General features: G+C 43.0%; 18 protein-coding genes. 10 read left to right on the top strand and 8 right to left on the bottom strand.

All coding sequences use genetic code 11. From position 1 onward, the window contains the following. Nucleotides 1–11: 11 nt before the first annotated feature. From gvpJ to gvpU, 10 genes are all read left to right on the top strand, one after another. A complete protein-coding gene (gene gvpJ, locus ACXADT_RS05225; protein ID WP_270180319.1) occupies nt 12–272 on the top strand; it encodes a gas vesicle protein GvpJ in 261 nt (86 codons plus the stop codon). Between the two features lie 65 nt (nt 273–337). Next, complete coding sequence (gvpO, locus tag ACXADT_RS05220) at nt 338–604, top strand: gas vesicle protein GvpO (RefSeq protein ID WP_270180320.1); 267 nt, start codon at nt 338–340, stop codon at nt 602–604. Between the two features lie 21 nt (nt 605–625). After that, entirely contained in the window at nt 626–1546 is a 921-nt protein-coding gene (gene gvpN / locus ACXADT_RS05215; RefSeq protein WP_474833459.1) for a gas vesicle protein GvpN, read from the top strand. 15 nt (nt 1547–1561) lie between these two features. Then, nucleotides 1562–2326, top strand: a complete 765-nt coding sequence (locus ACXADT_RS05210; protein WP_474833457.1) for a GvpL/GvpF family gas vesicle protein — start codon at nt 1562–1564, stop codon at nt 2324–2326. After that, nucleotides 2323–2577 carry a gas vesicle protein GvpG gene (locus ACXADT_RS05205; protein ID WP_474810093.1) on the top strand — a complete coding sequence of 85 codons (255 nt, stop codon included), beginning with the start codon at nt 2323–2325 and terminating at the stop codon, nt 2575–2577. The genes ACXADT_RS05210 and ACXADT_RS05205 overlap by 4 nt, the downstream gene beginning before the upstream one ends. Nucleotides 2578–2586: 9 nt before the next feature. After that, nucleotides 2587–3384, top strand: coding sequence for a GvpL/GvpF family gas vesicle protein (locus ACXADT_RS05200; RefSeq protein ID WP_474833456.1), 798 nt, complete (start codon nt 2587–2589; stop codon nt 3382–3384). Between the two features lie 17 nt (nt 3385–3401). Then, a complete protein-coding gene (locus ACXADT_RS05195; RefSeq protein ID WP_474833454.1) occupies nt 3402–3671 on the top strand; it encodes a gas vesicle protein in 270 nt (89 codons plus the stop codon). After that, the gene (locus ACXADT_RS05190; RefSeq protein WP_224880182.1) at nt 3637–3921 is read left to right on the top strand and encodes a gas vesicle protein K; all 285 of its coding nucleotides are present in this window, start codon (nt 3637–3639) and stop codon (nt 3919–3921) included. Before ACXADT_RS05195 ends, ACXADT_RS05190 begins: the two co-directional genes overlap by 35 nt. A gap of 27 nt (nt 3922–3948) precedes the next feature. Next, nucleotides 3949–4272: a gas vesicle protein gene (locus ACXADT_RS05185; RefSeq protein WP_270180327.1), complete on the top strand. Its 324-nt coding sequence runs from the start codon at nt 3949–3951 to the stop codon at nt 4270–4272. 27 nt (nt 4273–4299) lie between these two features. After that, nucleotides 4300–4719 carry a gas vesicle accessory protein GvpU gene (gene gvpU / locus ACXADT_RS05180; protein ID WP_474833453.1) on the top strand — a complete coding sequence of 140 codons (420 nt, stop codon included), beginning with the start codon at nt 4300–4302 and terminating at the stop codon, nt 4717–4719. Nucleotides 4720–4769: 50 nt separating this feature from the next. Here gvpU and ACXADT_RS05175 read toward each other — a convergent pair whose 3' ends face one another. The 8 genes from ACXADT_RS05175 to ACXADT_RS05140 form a co-directional block, all read right to left on the bottom strand. After that, nucleotides 4770–6053 carry a D-serine ammonia-lyase gene (locus ACXADT_RS05175; RefSeq protein WP_474833451.1) on the bottom strand — a complete coding sequence of 428 codons (1284 nt, stop codon included), beginning with the start codon at nt 6051–6053 and terminating at the stop codon, nt 4770–4772. Nucleotides 6054–6233: 180 nt separating this feature from the next. Then, the gene (locus ACXADT_RS05170) at nt 6234–7166 is read right to left on the bottom strand and encodes a cell wall-binding repeat-containing protein (RefSeq protein ID WP_474833450.1); all 933 of its coding nucleotides are present in this window, start codon (nt 7164–7166) and stop codon (nt 6234–6236) included. Nucleotides 7167–7388: 222 nt separating this feature from the next. After that, nucleotides 7389–7664, bottom strand: a complete 276-nt coding sequence (locus tag ACXADT_RS05165) for a hypothetical protein (RefSeq protein WP_474833448.1) — start codon at nt 7662–7664, stop codon at nt 7389–7391. A 213-nt stretch (nt 7665–7877) separates the two neighbouring features. Next, complete coding sequence (locus tag ACXADT_RS05160; protein ID WP_474833447.1) at nt 7878–9308, bottom strand: cell wall-binding repeat-containing protein; 1431 nt, start codon at nt 9306–9308, stop codon at nt 7878–7880. Nucleotides 9309–9539: 231 nt separating this feature from the next. Continuing rightward, nucleotides 9540–11417 (bottom strand): C40 family peptidase, encoded by a 1878-nt coding sequence (locus tag ACXADT_RS05155; protein WP_474833445.1) that lies wholly within the window; start codon nt 11415–11417, stop codon nt 9540–9542. Between the two features lie 227 nt (nt 11418–11644). Further along, entirely contained in the window at nt 11645–13450 is a 1806-nt protein-coding gene (locus ACXADT_RS05150; RefSeq protein WP_474833444.1) for a cell wall-binding repeat-containing protein, read from the bottom strand. A 94-nt stretch (nt 13451–13544) separates the two neighbouring features. Beyond that, complete coding sequence (locus tag ACXADT_RS05145; protein WP_474833442.1) at nt 13545–15158, bottom strand: cell wall-binding repeat-containing protein; 1614 nt, start codon at nt 15156–15158, stop codon at nt 13545–13547. A gap of 138 nt (nt 15159–15296) precedes the next feature. Then, nucleotides 15297–17744, bottom strand: a complete 2448-nt coding sequence (locus ACXADT_RS05140) for a cell wall-binding repeat-containing protein (protein ID WP_474833441.1) — start codon at nt 17742–17744, stop codon at nt 15297–15299. Nucleotides 17745–17801: the final 57 nt, after the last annotated feature.

The raw sequence follows: 17801 nt of genomic DNA, 5'->3' as shown, positions 1-17801 counted from the left end.
GAGAGAACATCATGGCTATTCAAAAAAGCGCAGAAAGTTCAAGTCTTGCAGAGGTAATCGACCGCATCCTCGATAAAGGAATCGTTATCGATGCGTTCGCAAGAGTTTCAGTTGTAGGAATTGAAATTTTAACAGTTGAAGCACGTGTCGTCATTGCAAGTGTGGATACTTGGTTACGTTACGCGGAGGCCGTTGGGTTACTTCGTGACGACGTACAAGAGAATGGACTAGCGAATCAGCAGAACGAACGTAGCCCTCAATTTAGTATTTAATTCAAACCGGGATTGGTGTCTTAAGAAGGCACCTTTCCCTTCCATTACGTTTGCAGGAGGCCACTATGGAAATTAAACAGATCATGGGCAATGTTGCCGAGTTTCTTAATGAAAACGTTGCTCCCGTTCATAAGATTACCTCAGTTGAGGCGAATGAAAACGAAGGCTGGAGAGTTACGGCTGAAGTCATTGAAGAAAAAGAATATATGAAGCGATATGCAAAGGATGAATTGGTCGGCTCATACGATGTCCTTTTAAATGAAAACAAAGAAGTCACGTCGTTCAAACGCCGAGACGTTCGTTATCGCAGTGCGATCGGCGAGGAAGCATAGCGAGATCAGGAGGTCGACACGATGTCAGTTTTAACCCAAAAGATGAAAAAAGATAAACATGCATTACTTGAAGACGACGCAACTAAGAAGCTTATCGACCGCTCGCTAACCTACATTGAAGCAGGGTACCCTGTTCATTTCACCGGTCCATCAGGGGTTGGGAAGACAACGGTTGCACTTGCACTAGCCAAGAGACGAAAGCGTCCTGTCATGCTGATGCATGGCAATCACGAGTTGAACAATCGCGACTTAATTGGGAATTTCACGGGTTATTCAAGTAAAACCGTGATCGATCAGTACGTTCGCTCAGTCTATAAAAAGGATGAAAACGTTTCTGAAAAGTGGCGGAACGGGCGGTTACTTGAAGCGGTGAAGAACGGGTACACGCTCGTATACGATGAGTTCACTCGCTCAAAGCCGTCGACGAACAATCTTTTTCTATCCATTTTAGAAGAAGGCGTGCTCCCTCTATACGGTACAAAAGCAACTGAACCCTTCGTTCGTGTTCACCCAAAGTTTGCGGTTATCTTCACGAGCAACCCTGCAGAATATGCAGGCGTTTATGAGACGCAGGATGCGCTGCGCGATCGCTTGATTACGATCAACATGACGTTAAATGATACTGACAAAGAGGCTCGCATTCTTGAGAATAAATTCGATCTTTCTTCAGATGAAGCGAAAGCGATCACCTCTCTTGTGCATCAAATTCGGAGCCACTACTCAAATGAAAACCACGGGCCAAGCATACGCGCCTCTCTTATGATCGCACGTCTAACAGAGGAAGCAGACATTCCAATTCAAGGGAAGCACCCAGAATTCCAACGCTTATGCATCGATATTTTAGCAGATGGGTTGAGTCGGGAATTGGATTCTGAGAATCCGATCGCTGATGCGGAAGATCAAATCGTAGAGGCATGCAGCAATATGAGACACCAGTCGTAAAGGAGCGGTTTAAGAATGAGCCAAGACACAGGCATTTATATTTTTTGTGCGATTCAAACAGAGAAGAAACAGCAATTCGGCGCAGTGACGATCGAAGGCGTCGATCATGAAACGTTTACGATTCACTATCAAGACGCTGCCATGGTTGCAGCGGAAGTACCGATGAAAATTTATCATCCGAAGAAAGACAATCTGATGATGCATCAGAGTACCGTTTCTCGTGTGATGGAAGAAAGCGATACGGTCCTTCCGATCAGCTTCGGGAACGTTTTTCATTCAGAGGAAGATGTAAAAGTCCTTCTCGAAAACCTTTACCCTCAATTCGAAAAGCTTTTTCCTGCCATCAAAGGGAAGATTGAAGTTGGGCTAAAAGTAATCGGCAAGAGCGAATGGCTCGAATCAAGAGTGAACGAAAATCCAGAGGTTGAAAAGATGGCTTCAAATGTAAAAGGAAAATCCGAAGCGGCTGGCTACTACGAACGAATTCAGCTCGGTGGAATGGCGCAGAAGCTTTTTGCTTCCCTTGAACAAGAAATCAAAGAAGACATTTTTAACCCATTAGATGAAACGGCTGAAGCCTCAAAAGCAAATGATCCGATTGGAGAAAAGATGTTATTGAACGCTTCGTTCCTCGTTGACCGGGAGAAAGAGGAAGCATTCGATGCAGTGGTCAATGAGGCGCATGAAAAGTGGAAAGACAAAGTTGAGTTTCGTTATACCGGGCCTTGGCCTGCCTACAACTTCGTCAATATTCGCTTGAAGGTTGAAGAAGGTGCATGATCCATAAACTGGTGACCTCACCCATCAACCTTGTGATCAAAGTCGGTGAGAAAATAAAAGAAGAAGCAGACAAAGAACTATACGACCTGCCTACGATTCAGCAAAAGCTGATTCAGCTGCAGATGATGTACGAGCTAGGCGAAATTCCTGAAGAAGCGTATGAAGAAAAAGAAGAAGAGCTGCTCCTACGTTACGAGACAGCGAAGCGTTTAGAAATGGAACAGTGGGAAGAATTAACGAAAAAGAAATGAGGGTAATCGATGAGTCTTCTCTATTTATATAGCTTTATTCCAACAAGTGAATCTAACCAGCCGCTCCCCTCTTTAAAAGGATTCGATGGTGATCGCGAACTATATATGATCTCGATCAGTGACGTGACCGCAATCGTGTGTGATGTCGCGGCGTCTGAAGAAACGATAAAAGATAAGATGGATCAAGATGTAACGTGGCTTCAGGAAAAAGCGTTCCACCACCATGAAACCGTGCTGCAGCTTACCAAAGTCTATACGTTAATTCCGTTAAAATTTTGTACACTGTATAAATCAGAAGACAGTTTGCGAAACACCGTCGAAAGCAACCAGGAAAAGCTGCGGGAAACTTTCTCCCTATTAGAAGGCAATGAAGAATGGAACGTGAAGATCTACTGCGATGATGAAGTGCTGCGAAAGCAAATTAGCGAACAAAGTCCTTCTATACAAGCAAAACGAGAAGAAATCGAGGCGCTTTCGCCAGGGAAAAAGTTTTTCGAGCGTAAGAAAATGGATCAGTACATTGAGCAGGAGCTTGAGAATGAAAAAACCTCATTCTGTGAAGGAATTCATGAAGCGTTAAAAACACATTCGATCTTAGGAAACATCAAGAAAAACTGGAACAAAGACGTGACGGGACGACAAGAAAAAATGGCTTGGAACAGCGTATTTCTCCTTCCCCAAGATGAGGTGGAAGCCTTCATTAACACGTTTAAAGAATATGAAGAGAAATTCACCGCCTCAGGGTGGCAATTCGAGGCCTCAGGTCCTTGGCCTGCCTATCATTTCTCTAGTTTCACTTCATCATAAAAAAGGGAGGATGCGCCATGCCTGTGAAAGAGTCCCTCGAAAACAAAGACATTGCACTTATCGATATTCTAGACGTGATACTCGACAAGGGCGTTGCCATAAAGGGCGATTTACTTATATCCATTGCGGGCGTTGATCTCGTGTACTTAGATTTACGAGTGTTGATTTCATCTGTTGAAACGCTTGTCGAGCAGCAGGTGGATGCAACACTTACTTCAGAGCGATTAGATGAAGAAAGGGAGGATTTGATTCATGCAACTGGCCAATTCGACAGATGGAAGGATTAATATCGATCAAGAAAATGCTGAAAAAGGATTAGCTCAGCTTGTTCTCACGGTAATCGAGTTACTAAGGCAAATCGTTGAACGAAATGCGATGAGGCGCGTCGAAGGCGGTTCCCTTACCGATGAGCAAGTTGAAAACCTCGGCGTTGCTCTTATGACGTTAGAAGAAAAAATGGAAGAGTTACGTGATGTATTCGGTCTTGAAGCGGAAGACCTGAACATCGATCTCGGTCCACTAGGAAGCTTGCTTTGATATTCATGGAGATGTGGAGGTGTCACGATGGGAGTTGAACACCCGGTACAATCGAATACGATTGTCGATGTATTAGAAAAAGTGTTGGACAAAGGCGTCGTTGTTGCTGGCGATATCCGCGTTGGAATTGCGGATGTCGAGCTTTTAACAATTAAAATTCGTTTGATCGTTTCCTCGGTTGATAAAGCGAAGGAAATCGGAATGGATTGGTGGGAAAACGATCCTTACTTAAGCTCGAAGGCAGCCGACCAGAACACGAAGGCGCTTGAGGAGGAAAATAAAAAGTTGCATGAAAGACTCGAACAGCTTGAAAGAAGACTTGAAACGAGCGAGGCGAAACCACGATACTAGCCGTTAACTTGAAGGGAGAATATAATTATGAGCGTTGAAACAGCTGCTACAACTGAAAAAGACAGTGTTCTTGAATTTTTCGTACAAGCATCGAACAAGCACGACTTCTCTTTAGACATCACGTTGAATCTAAAGGGCGCAATGGTGACAGGCACCCTTGTTTCTGCAGGTGAGTACTTTTCGACACTAAGTGAATCGTTTGAAGATGAAGGTGACGTTTCTCAGAAGCTAAGTGAAGAATTAACGAAGGCGGGGGAAGCTGTTGAAGGCAGCAGTGTTCCGGATGCACAGTTCATTCATTTGAAAAATGCGAGGGTGTATTGCGGAGATACGAAACCCACTCCATCAAAAGGAAGCATCCTATGGAGAGGCAAACTCACGGAAGTCGATGGCTTCTTTCTTGGAAGAATTTCAGAATCGAAGTCAAAGGATCAGCAGAATGGGTGAAGTGTCAGCGGTGCCGGAATGGGAGCTAGCCCCACTCCGGCACCACTACTTTACAACTTCCCTTTTTCATAATCTTCTTTCCACACCTCATCTGGTACTAACCTTCCACCAGTCGCCCACACGACATGTGTCCCTTTCCCGCTACCTTGTTTCGCTACATGAACAGGACCTATCATCCCTGCTAGTGCGGATGGCTCGAGCTTGATTCCTTCTGCGTTATAGAGCATATGCAGGAGGCGGTACAGCCTCTCATCCTCAATCGTATACACACCATCAATATATGTCTTCACCCGCTGACCTACATACTTCGATGGGCGACCCACTGCAAGGCCGTCTGCAGCTGTCAGGTTGTCGATGCCAAAGTCTTGCACACATACCTTGTCGTGCTGGTTCGTCATTAACCCGATCAGCATTGAAGGTGAATGCGTCGGCTCTGCGAAGTAGCAATGTACGTGATCACCGAAGACTTGATTGAGTCCAAAGGCGATGCCGCCAGGTCCTCCACCTACACCGCATGGGAGATAAACCGTTAACGGGTTATTTTCATTAACCTGTATGTTCCGTTCATCTAACTGCTTCTTCAAGCGTAATGCAGCTACTGCATACCCCATGAAGAGATCTTTCGAATTTTCATCATCGACATAGTAGCAGGTGAGCTTTTCTTCACACTGCACCCTACCTGCATCGACCGCAACACTAAAGTCTCCTTCGTGCTCGATTACGGTTGCACCTTTTTCTCGCAGTAAATCTTTCTTCCATTGCTTTGCATCACTCGACATATGTACCGTAACGTTGAATCCAAGTTTTGCAGATAGAATGCCGATACTAAGGCCAAGGTTTCCCGTCGAACCTACCATGATCGAAAAGGCTGAAAAGAACTCTTTAAACTTTTTGTCAGCTAGCACACTATAGTCATCGTTTTTCGATAAGATGTTATGACCGAGTGCGAGCTTCTCTGCCTGTTTGATCACTTCATGAAAGCCTCCTCTCGCTTTAATGCTTCCTGCGATGGGAAGGCGGTCATCTTGTTTGAGTAGGAGCTTCCCATTTAATGTTGCGCCGTACTCCTTTTCAAGTGCCGTTTTCATTTCGTCGATCTCGGTTAAAGGCGATTCGATCACGCCATCCGTTTCAGGGAATACCTTTTTAAAATAAGGTTCAAATCGTTTGAAGCGCGCCTCTGCTTCTTTGATGTCCTCGAGTGTTAAATCAAGTCCGGAAGGTGAGGAATCTTTGCTAGGATTTTGCCAGAAGACTTCTTTATATTGGATAAGGTCGTTCAATAATGGGTATTCTGCTTTCCATAATGTTAGAGATTTTCCTGCAATGTTCATAAAAACTAGTTCCTCCTTTGTTGAATTTTCAAGAGGTTGATAGGTATATCCCTTAGCCCTCTCCTTAACCATTCCATCATATTCCTCTTTCTACACTTACTTCTTATCCCCTGTCCTTCCCTTTCACTAATAAACATAAAAAAAGAGAACCAGATAAATTTCTAGTTCTCTTGGACGTTACTATTCTTTCACCAGACCTCTCAGTTCATCTACTACACTTTCTTCCACGACATTATTTCCACCAAGTATTGTAAAGTAACGGGTTTCATGAGTCGTAAAGTAGTTTTTAACTGAAGATTCAAGTTGAGATTTAGGCGTTAATAGTAATGGTTGACTGCTTTTTGCAGCATAAATAGAACCTGTTAACGCATCGGCGAAGCCTTCCCCTGTTGCCACGGTAGCAAAGTTCTTTTTCAAGTTAAATTCATTTGCCACAGCTATAGAAGTAGCGTATCGATTTTCGCCAGCAATTCTAGTAGGGTTTGGCAGTTGGTTTTCTAGGACGTTTTTACTGATTACACTTTCGCCACCAATTACATACGTATCTTCAAAGTTTTTCAATGCTTTTTTAGTAGCTTCCGGTACTTCGTTTGTTTTTGTTAATAGAATCGGCATCTTATTCTTTGCAGCTACAGGTGCAATCGATAGTGCATCTGGGTAATTCCCTCCATAAGTTATGACAGCCGTATCTGACTCTGGAAGCTCTTTCGCAACTGCGGCTGCTGTTTCATAACGATTTGCACCTGCAATTCGCTCCACGATTAAGTTCAGGTCCTCTCGTAAATAATTCTCCACCTTATTAGAAACTACATTTTCACCGCCAATGATTGTAACCTTATCTATTTCTTGGTCTATCAATACATCTTCTGTAATGCTAGGAAGTTTGTTCTCTTTTGTTAAAAGGATCGCAGCATCAAGGTGGTAAGCAAGCGGCGCTGCTGAAAGAGCATCAGCAAAGTCTGTACCTGTTGTTAATACTGCGTTTCTAGGAGAATTCCAATATCCACTTTCATATCGCTGTAGATAAGCCACTAACGCTGCTGTATCATAACGATCCTGGCCATAGACCCGATCAAACCATGGCTCTTCTGCTTCTATTTCCGTCCCATACAACAAGTAGTTCTCATCATTATTTACATTTGCTTGGTCAGATATCTTTATATAATGGACGCCTGGTTGAAGTTTAAATACACCAAAGAAATTAGAGTTCTCTGTAAAAAAACGGTTCGGTTCTATTTTGTTTTTACTATCATCATAGAACGCTACTTCGAAATCCATTTTATTGGTAGGGTAATTTTCATTCTGAAGCGTAAATAAATATTCGATCGCCTGATCTCAACTCACTTCTAGCTTATAAAAATCTTCATCATGATCTGTAAAGGTCCCTATGTATTTAGCATCTAGAGGAGGAATTTCATTTGCTTGTTCAAAAGAATCGTTTGGCTCTTGTTCATTTGTGTAGTCTTTACTACTTGCAGCTTCTAGGGAGGTAACTTGCTGTTTTGCAAACTTTACCTCTTCATCCTGGTTGCCTACAGCATATGTAGACGGGCTTACTAGTAAACTTACAACTAAAATTAATGCGAACAACGTACTAACTGTTTTTCTCACTACATCCATTCCTTTCAAAGTGTTTTTTTCCAGTAATTAACTACTAGTCCACTATACTACACCTATTTTGTAATGTAAATGTAACAATTGTAATATTGTTACATTTTTTTGATGTTGTGCACTTTTTAATGGTTCATGAATCTAACAAAAAACGAGTATCCCAATAGACGGGACACTCGTTATCTATCAATCTATTCTTTTGCTCAACAATTGTTACTCAAACAAACTCCAAATATCATCTTCTACAGTTTCACTAATAGCGTTTGTTCCACCGAGCAATCTAAAATAAAATGTTTCGTTGTCCACAAAGTACTGTTCGACTTTTGGATCAAGATTTTTCTTAGGAGTCAGGAGAAGAGGCTCGTTCAACGTTGCTGCATAAACAGAGCCCGAGAGCGCATCTGCAAAGTTGCTTCCAGTCGCAAGGACTGCAAACCCACGATCAAGCTCAAATGCTTCTGCCACTGCAACCGAGGTGCCGTAGCGGTCTTCCCCTGAAATACGCTCTGCGTCAGGAAGATTCTTCAAAACTTCATCACTGATCACTGCTTTCCCTCCAACTACGATACTTGAATCATAATTTCGGAGTGCCTTTGTTGTTGCTGAAGGGATGCTATTCTTCTCAGTTAATAGTATCGGCATCATGTTCTGAGCAGCAACTGGCGCAATTGATAGAGCATCAGGGAAGTTCTTTCCGTCTACAACAACCGCCGGACCTCCTGCGAAAGGAAGCTCATTCGCAATCTTTTCAGCCGTTTCGTAGCGATTCTTACCACTAATACGAACAACATCAAGCCCTAATTCTTCCTCAAGGTATTCTTCTACCTGCTTCGAAATAACACTTGTACCACCAATAATTGTAACATGAGACGTGTCTAACAAATCCATTGCAATCTCCGTATAAGCTGGCAATGAATTCTTGCCTGTTAATAGAATTGGTGCATCCATCGAATAAGCAAGTGGCGCAGCCGCTAGCGCATCAGGAAAATCATTTCCAGTCGCAAGTACCACGTTCTCATTCGAATAGCCTCCATGTGAACGAATCGCGATCTTAGCAGCTGTGTGATAACGATCATCTCCGTGAATACGTTGAACGTAAGTTTCTTGCTCAAAGATATAGGCATTAAACCAATATTCTTCTCCATTTGTAAGGTTCGCTAGGTCTGAAGCCTCGAGATAATAAACGCCTGGCTCTAGTGTGATCCCAGATAAGTACCCTTCCTCATCGGATACTTCAAAGTCACCCTCGAGTTCTTCCATGTCCTGATTGTAGAGATTTACATTTAGCTCCATTTCAGTACCATTTTCTTCATTAGTGTAAAGAGAAATAACGAAATCTACTTCTTTATTACCGGTAATTTCTACTTTGTAGAAATCTTTATCTTGATCTGTAAATGTTCCCGTTACATAGTCATCGATCTCAATCGCGTTTGCTTGATCAAAGGTATCGTTCGGCTCTTCTTCTTCATACATACCATAATCATTGTATCCCTGTAGTTCGACAGTTTGTTCAAGCTGCTTTTCTTTCTGAAGCTTTGTCACACTTTCTACCTCTAGCTTTTCACTTGCTGCTGAAGCAGCCGGGCTTGCTATCAAACTAGCAGCCACAATAACAGACGACATCATACATAGAACTTTCTTCACTGCATTCATTCCCCCGAATTAGTTGTTTTTTGGAGATTTAAAGAAAAAAAGTACGCCTATTTCCCGGCAGCTTCACCTTCCATTTCCTATTGCTAAGAGGATTATATACGAGATTCCAAATAATTACTATCTCTTTTTTTCGATAAATTTCACCAATTGAAAAAGCACCTAAATCAGGTGCTTTTTTGATTTGTAAAACTCCAATGATTTGATAAATAGGCAGCGAATCTCTTAATGAGCCCGTTTAGCCCCAAGGTATCTCGGTGACCAATAGCTTGAATCCAAACTACTGATCGTAACGCCTGTTGAAGAACCTGCATGGATAAACTTGTTGTTTCCGATGTAGATGCCGCCGTGCGACGCACCAGGCTTATAGGTTTCAAAAAACACGATGTCCCCTACAGATGGGCTGCTGACTGGCGTTGTCACATTCCACATCTGTGCCATTGTACGCGGCAAAGAAACTCCCTGCTTTTTGAATACGTAAACGAGAAAGCCACTGCAATCGAAACCAGACTGCGGCGTATTGCCTCCCCACGTATAAGGAACACCAATAAACTCAGAAGCATCTGCGATTAGGTCCATCACACTGAACGAACCGCTGTCGGAACTTCCAGTACCACCGCCGTCGTACGAAGTTCCTTGCTTAAGTTTCTCCCATGTTGATGAATCTACTATTCCATTAGCTGTTAGCTTATTACGAGATTGGAACGTCTTCACTGCTCGCTCTGTAATCGGACCGAAAGCGCCGTCTAACCCACCGTTATAGTAGCCGAGTGCTTTTAGCTTCGATTGGAGTTCAACAACAAGCTCCCCTTTTGATCCAACTTTTAAGACATCGTCATTAGAGGAGTCTTGTGCTGGTGGGTTAACGACTGAACCGCTCGAACTAAGCACATCAAGGGTCTCCTTCGTTGCTGTTCCAGTAACGGTAAGCCCTTTCGCTCGTTGGAAATCCTTTACCGCCTTTTCAGTAACGGGACCAAAGTATCCTGTTACACCAACATGAAACGTTCCTGCTGTTTTCAAATCCTGCTGAAGTTTTGAAACGTTTTCACCTCTTGAACCTATTTTCATAACTGGTTCAGTTTTCTTCGTTCCGCCTCGAGACTTTAACGCATCAAGTGTGGCATCATCTGCAACACCCGTTACCTTAAGGCCAACTACGCTTTGGAATTCTTTCACTGCTTTTTCAGTAATCGAACCAAAGATGCCATCGACGTTGTAGTTATAATAGCCGCGATCCTTAAGACCCTGCTGCAGTGCAGTGACTGCACTCCCCCTTGCACCGATGGTGAGGCCAGTCGCACTCTCTTCTTTCTTCTCTTGAACTGCTGCTGCGCCCGAAAGCTTTTCCTTCGTCTTACCATCGACCACACCAGTACTTGATAAGCCATTCGCACTCTGGAATTGCTTCACAGCTTTTTCTGTGATCGGCCCGAAGATACCGTCCACTGCATAGTTGTAGTAGCCTTTGTTCTTCAGTTGCTGCTGTACCGTAGACACTGCAGCGCCTCGAGCGCCTATTTTCAAAGTTAGACTAGCTTCGTTTGAAGAATTAGAGGTCTTATTCACTGCGGAATTAAGTGCATTTTCAGTTGCTTGATCAAATACCCCTGTGACAGAAAGACCTTTCGCAGATTGAAATTGTTTCACTGCTTTTTCCGTAATCGGGCCGAAGATGCCATCGACAGTATAATTGTAATACCCTTTGCTCTTCAATTTGGATTGAAGATTCGTTACAGCATGACCACGTTCTCCAATCGAAAGTGTTTGAGAAGAGGTGGAAGCAGCTTTCGTCGCAGAACTTCCTTTTAACGCACTCAGCGTTTCTGCATTTGCTATTCCTGTTACTGGTAATGATACTGCTTTTTGAAAGTCGCTAACGGCTTTCTCGGTGATCGGGCCAAAGTATCCTGTTGACGTATGATATGTAAAGTAACCCTTTTCTTTCAAAACGTCCTGCAGTTCTTTAACATCGGAATTGTTCATTCCGAGCTTTAATTCTTGATTACCAAGGGCGGCTTCTACTTCCCCGGCTTGAACATAAAAAAAACCAGACAAAAGAGCTGATCCAACTACCGTTTTCTTAAGCGTAGAACCTTGCATGCATATCCCCCTTAATAGTTTCACTGCAATAACAAACCGACAATTGCTATATAACAATATCGGCTAATATTCGCTAAAATTGAATAGTTTTCCTTTAAAAATTTATAAATATTTACTTTTTCCTAAGAGGAACATTCGAAAAGTGACGAATCCTAGTATTTCGTAGTAGGTAATAAGACACAAAAAAGCCACCGTCCCTTTTTTCGGGACAGTGGCCCTGTGTATTTCTACTTGTTTAAAAGTAGGTTGGCAAGATCGCCTTCTACATTAATCACATCTTCACCGCCAAGTAGTGCAAACCTGTCGAACGACGTGTCTTCTAAGTAACTTTCCGTTTCCGTTCGTAGCTTAGTAGGCGTTGAAATAATTAATGGCGCATCTTCCTTTGCTGCTAGCACTGCTCCAGTCAATGCATCTGGAAAATTTGTACCCGTCGCGACAAAGGCTTTATTCGTTCCTAGAGGGAGATTATGATTGATATCAACATTTGTTGCATAACGATTAAGCCCAGCATAGCGCTTATAGTTCGAAATACCTTCTAACGCTTTATCCGCTATAACCCCGTTACTCCCGACAACGATAACCTTTTCGTAAGACGTGAGAGCTTTTTCAGTAGATTCTGGGAGGCGGTCAGTCAGTGTTAGGTAGATTGGATACCCGTGTTTCGCTGCATAAGGTGCAATGGAAAGTGCATCCGGGAAGTTAAGACCATAAGCGAGAATAGCTGTATTCCTCTTTGGAAGTTCTTTCCCGATCATTGCGGCGGTCTCAAAACGATTTTCTCCACCGTAACGCACTACTTCAATGTCCATACCTTCAATTTCACTTTTCACCCTATCATGGATCGCGCTTTTACTACCCAGAAGGATCACTTTCTTAGCCTTCAATCGCTCTAGCTCTTCCTTTGTAGCTCCTGTTAGCTTACTTTTCTCTGTTAATAACATTGGTGCATCTAGCTCATACGCTAGAGGTGTTCCTGCAAGTGCATCAGGATAGTCGTCTCCTCTAGCAACGACCACCGTATCTGCACCATTTGGCCACCCTTCCTGTGAAATGGCATTAGCGGTTGTGTATCGGTTCGCTCCTGATAAGCGTTGGCCGAGTTGAAGCATATCGCCTGAAGAGATGTAAGCTTCTTTTCCGTTCTCAGTTGTTGTTTTATACCATACATAATGTTTGTATATCATCTTTTTATCTTTAAGACCGTTTTTTGTTGACTGGTCATAAATACGATCGCTCGTGATTGTGATTGGCACCCTGCTCGCATTAATCTGAGTTGTCGAAGTATTATAAGTAGACGGAAATTCTCTAAATTTAGCATTTGCAGCTGTTACAAGAATATCCTGATTTTTATAGTTTTGAGATGTTTTATGCAGAGATTTCTGTGGCAAATTATATTGATATGTCTCGAAATATAACTCATCATCATCTCCATAACTAAAATCTTTTAATTCAAATTTAAATGGGATAGGTTTATAATTTTCTTCTGAAGTTATTCCATTATATACCATCATGGCTTTGTAAACTTTTTCTTGATATGCATCCATATTGCGATCCGTAGAATTTTCACTAAGATAAATCGGACTGTTAACCTGAACCGCACCACTATAAGCTAATATGGCGAAATACCAACTTTCAAGTAAATCCCGATTCCCATCATTAACTAGAGGCAACTTCCCAGCTTCGCCTTTATACTTTCCATCAAGAATCTTCAATCCTTCTTGAATATTGAATCGAATATCTTCTTTTAATTTTGTTTTATATACTTCTGTTTCTTCAGGTTTATATACCTGCATAATTCCAATTGCGCCGACACTTGAAACCTTTTGCTGGTTCCAATCGCTTTCAATTAAAGCAATTGCCTTCGCTACCTCAGGTGGAATATCCATTTTAATAGCTTCTTCAGTAAGCATCTGTCCAATTTCTGCGTATGTAACGTCATCGGTAGCGTGAACCTTGTTACTAAGCTGTAAGCTGCCAAAGCTGCTAACCACAAATAGCGCTATAATGCTTAACGTCAAATATTTTTTCACGTTACTCTCCCCTTCCCCTTTTACCATCTTTTTCAAGTGTAACATGAAAGGGGATCAGGTAGGAGACTGTATCCTACCTGACCCCCTTATGGAATTAATTAATCGATTCAAGGAGAGATTCTACGTTTTGATTTACAGCTCCTTCACCGCCTAGAATAGTAAAGTGCCTTATTCCTAGTTTACTAGCTGCTTCTGAGATCGAAGCATCCACGCTAGTCGGTGGTACTAGTAGAAACGTGCTTTCCTCTTTTGCTGCAAGTACTGATCCTGTCAGCGCATCGGCAAAGTCTGCGCCTGTTGCGACGAACGCCTTATCAGCAGGGTTCAGCATCATTGCGACCTTGGCAGACGTTTCATAGCGATTATGTCCACCATAGCGCTCCCCGCCTGGCAGGTTTGTGAACACCTCTTCAGAAATTACACTTGTTCCCCCGACTGCGATGGAAGCTTCAAACCCATCTAGCGCTTTTATCGTTAAAGATGGGAGCTCCTCCTTCTTCGTCAAGAGAATCGGATAGCCATTTTCAGCAGCATATGAAGCGATAGAAAGAGCATCAGAGAAGTTAAGTCCGTTTGCTACAATGGCTTTCGCCGGATCGCCGTCGAGCACTGCAGCAATATTCGCAGCCGTTTCAAATCGGTCTTCTCCTCCAATTCTATCAACGTCGAGTCCTAAGCCTTTTAGCTCATTGTAAACATATGTTGAAATCGCACCTGTTCCTCCGAGAACATATGCCTTCTTTGCTTTCAATCTAGCAATCTCCTCTTTCACCGATTGAGGAAGCGTCTCGCCAGTTAGCAAGATCGGTGCATTCATTTTATATGCAAGAGGAGCTCCTGCCAGCGCATCAGGGAAATCGTCTCCTCTTGCGATAATGACCGTATCAGCAGATTCCCAGCCTCTTTCAGAAATGGCGACGGCTGTGTCAAAGCGATCTTTTCCTGAGATACGATCGACTTTCACTGGTACTACCCTCTTGATCATCTTCCAAAATTCTTCTGCAATAACCTCATATCCCGCTTGACCAGGATGAACATTTTGAGGGTTCGGTAAGTATTTCGCATAATCCATTGCGATTGCATCATACGTCGGTACGAAACCACTGCCTGATCCTTCTGCAATTGCTTCGATCATTTGATTTAAAGCTACCATCAGTTGGGTTAATTGTGCTTGCTGTTCAGGAGGATATGCATAAAATGGGTTATAGTAACCTTGTAAAAAGACAATGGCATCAGGATTTAACGTACGAATGATGCCCATAATTTTACTATAGTTCGTTTCGACCTCCTTAAATAGCACATTTATTTTCTCTGGATCATTAAGATCTTCCGGGCTATTTTGCAACACGTCAAGAAAGTCATTCGCTCCGATTGTGAGCGTGATCAGGTCAGCACTTGCCACAGCCTGTTGCGTTTCTACATTCATTGATAACTGATCAAAAAGACCCTTAGTCGTTTGGCCAGGAAAGGAAAATTTCTTTGTGTATGCTTCAAGCTGATTAATGTTTTCTAAGTCATCGGCTATGTAATCCGCATAACTATCGCCCGGTTTCCCATCCGATTGGATGCCAAAGGCCAATGAGTCACCAAGGGCGACATAGTTCCATTTTTCAAGAGCGGACTCAGCATGGACAAGAGACGGAACAAATAGCATCAATACAAGGGACAGAACAAAGAACAACCGTGTTTTTCTAACGTTTTGCTTCAATCGATTCCCTCCTTTGATTGCTGTTCTTTATCGTATGCATGATAAAGAACATCGCTTTATACTATTTGCTAAACCCTCCATAAGTCCTGCAACGAATAAAAATAAAAGAAGCGCCGCAGCGCTCCCTTTAGTATCTCTTTATTTTGAGAGGTTATTAAACACATCTTCACTTACAGCATTCGTTCCACCTGTTACAGTGAAGTCATATGCTTCTAGATCATCGATTGCTTTTTCGGTCTCTTCAGGAAGCTTGTTCGGTTGAACAAGTAGGATGGAAGCATTTTGCTTCGCTGCAAGAACGGATCCTGCTAGTGCATCTGCAAAATCCATTCCAGTTGCTACGAATACGCGAGCTGAAGGATTGAGATCAGTTGCAATTGTTGCAGCAGTACTGAAGCGATTTTCCCCAGCATAGCGCGTTGCTTCTGGTAGCATTCCTTCTACTTCTTCATTAATGACAGTAGTACCACCAGCTACGATCGACTCATCGACATTCGTAAGTGCACGTTTGGTCACCATCGGAAGCTCGTCGTTTTCTGATAATAAGATTGGGTAGCCGTTACGAGCTGCGTATGATGCGATGGAAAGGGCATCAGGGAAATTCTGACCATTTACAACAATTGCTTTCTCAGGCGTTCCGCCAAGGCGTGCAGCAATGTTTGCTGCCGTATCGTAGCGGTTTTCACCACTAATTCTTTCTACGTCGATGCCAAGCCCTTCAATTTGATATTCCACATAGTTACTCACGGCATTAGATCCTCCAAGAATCACTACGTCCTTCGCGCCTAGACGTTTGATTTCTTCCTTTACCTGCTTATTAAGAGAGTCCTTACCGGTTAGCAAGATTGGAGCATCTAGATCATAAGCAAGTGGTGCACCTGCAAGTGCGTCCGGGAACGAATCGCCACGTGCTAGAACAACCGTATCTGCTTTATCCCAGCCAGCTTGAGAAACTTTTATAGCAGTTTCATAACGATCATCACCAGAAATACGAGTTGCTTCTTCTTCAACGATTCTCGCTTCTTGGCCCATTTCAATCGTTTTACCGTCGATGTATTCAACAAATAGTTCGTAGTCAACGAAGAAGAGTTCTTCCATACGACCTTCTTCAGCTGCTTCACCCATTACTGTGTAGCCATCTCCACCAGTTGCGATGAACGAGTTTGTTGCAACAGTGTACGTTGCTTTTGGATCGATGTCTTTGTAGCCTTTTTCCGTTTTCACATTAACATCTAGAATACGCTCGCCTACTTCTGCTTCTTCATCGTATGAGTACATGATGCCAGATACTTGAGGGAAACGTCCTTCTCCGTCCTGAATACCGCTCACACCATGCTCAAGAGAATCAATGATTTCTTGACCCGTTAAATCAAGTGTTACAAGGTTGTTACCGAATGGCATCGTTGTTAATACTTCACCCATCGTGATCGGTCCTTCGTCGATGGAAGCACGGATCCCGCCGCCGTTTTGAATTGCGATCGTCGCATCTGTAAATTCTTGTGCTTTCGAAAGCATTGCGTCTGTAATCAAGTTTCCAAGGTTCGTTTCACCAGCACGTACTGTATCACGCTCTCCATCAAGGAATACGTCTGTATGTCCAACGACTTCTTTCTCAATTTCTTCTAGAGGTTTTTTCAGCTCTTCATAAAGCTTCTGAGCTTCAGGATCTGGTTCCATCGTTCCTTTGTAATCAACGCGTACGAGGTTTTCTTCCCAGTCTGTAAGAACACCGTTCGCATCAAAGCTTACTTGAAGGTCACCAAGGTATTTGCTGTATTCGAATGCTTGTACAACAACAGTTGGCTCAGTGTCTTCGTTTACAACGATTCCTTCATCAAGCTGCGTATGGCTGTGCCCGCCAACGATTACATCGATCCCTGCAACTGCTTCAGCAAGATCGACTTCCGCGTTCTTACCAAGGTGAGTAAGAGCGACGATTTTGTTGATGCCCTTCTCTTCAAACATCTTCACCATTTCTGCAGCGTGCTCCTGATGGTCTTCAAATGTAAGCGTATCTCCTGGTCCAGAAAGTTCAGGTGTTGCTTCAGTCGTTAGTCCGAATACTCCGACCTTTTCACCGTTCACATCAAGGATAACAGCTGGGTAAATCGTACCACCGTCTCCTGGTGTACCAACTTCATCTTTATAGAGTGGATTAAGATCTTCATTCTGACTGTAATCGATGTTTGAGCTTACGATTGGGAACTGAGTCTTTTTCACGAAATCAGAGAATGTTTTTGGACCTTCATCAAATTCATGGTTACCAGGTACCATCGCATCGTATTCCATCATGTTCATGAACTGAACGTCAGCAAGTCCTTTGTATTTATTGAAGAAAAGCGTCCCTGAAAATACATCTCCACCATCTACTAAGATCGAGTTCTCCCGCTCTGCACGAATGTCTTTGATTGCAGTCAAACGTTTTGGAGCGTTTTCTAGGTGAGCATGCGTGTCGTTCGTGTGCATGATCGTTAAGTCAAAATTCCCTGTAGCCGCTTCAGAAGGTGTTGCTGGTGCAGCAGCTGCAATCCCCATTGCAAGGGCAGCAGATGATAGTACGGCGATAATTGGCTTCTTCATGTTCATATGTTTAGACACTTCCTTTTTCTTTTTATTAAGTATGCTAGATTGCTAGTTGGGCGG

The organism is Anaerobacillus sp. ABR4_321 (genome assembly GCF_056158505.1).
This window is presented reverse-complemented; position numbering and strand designations above follow the sequence as displayed.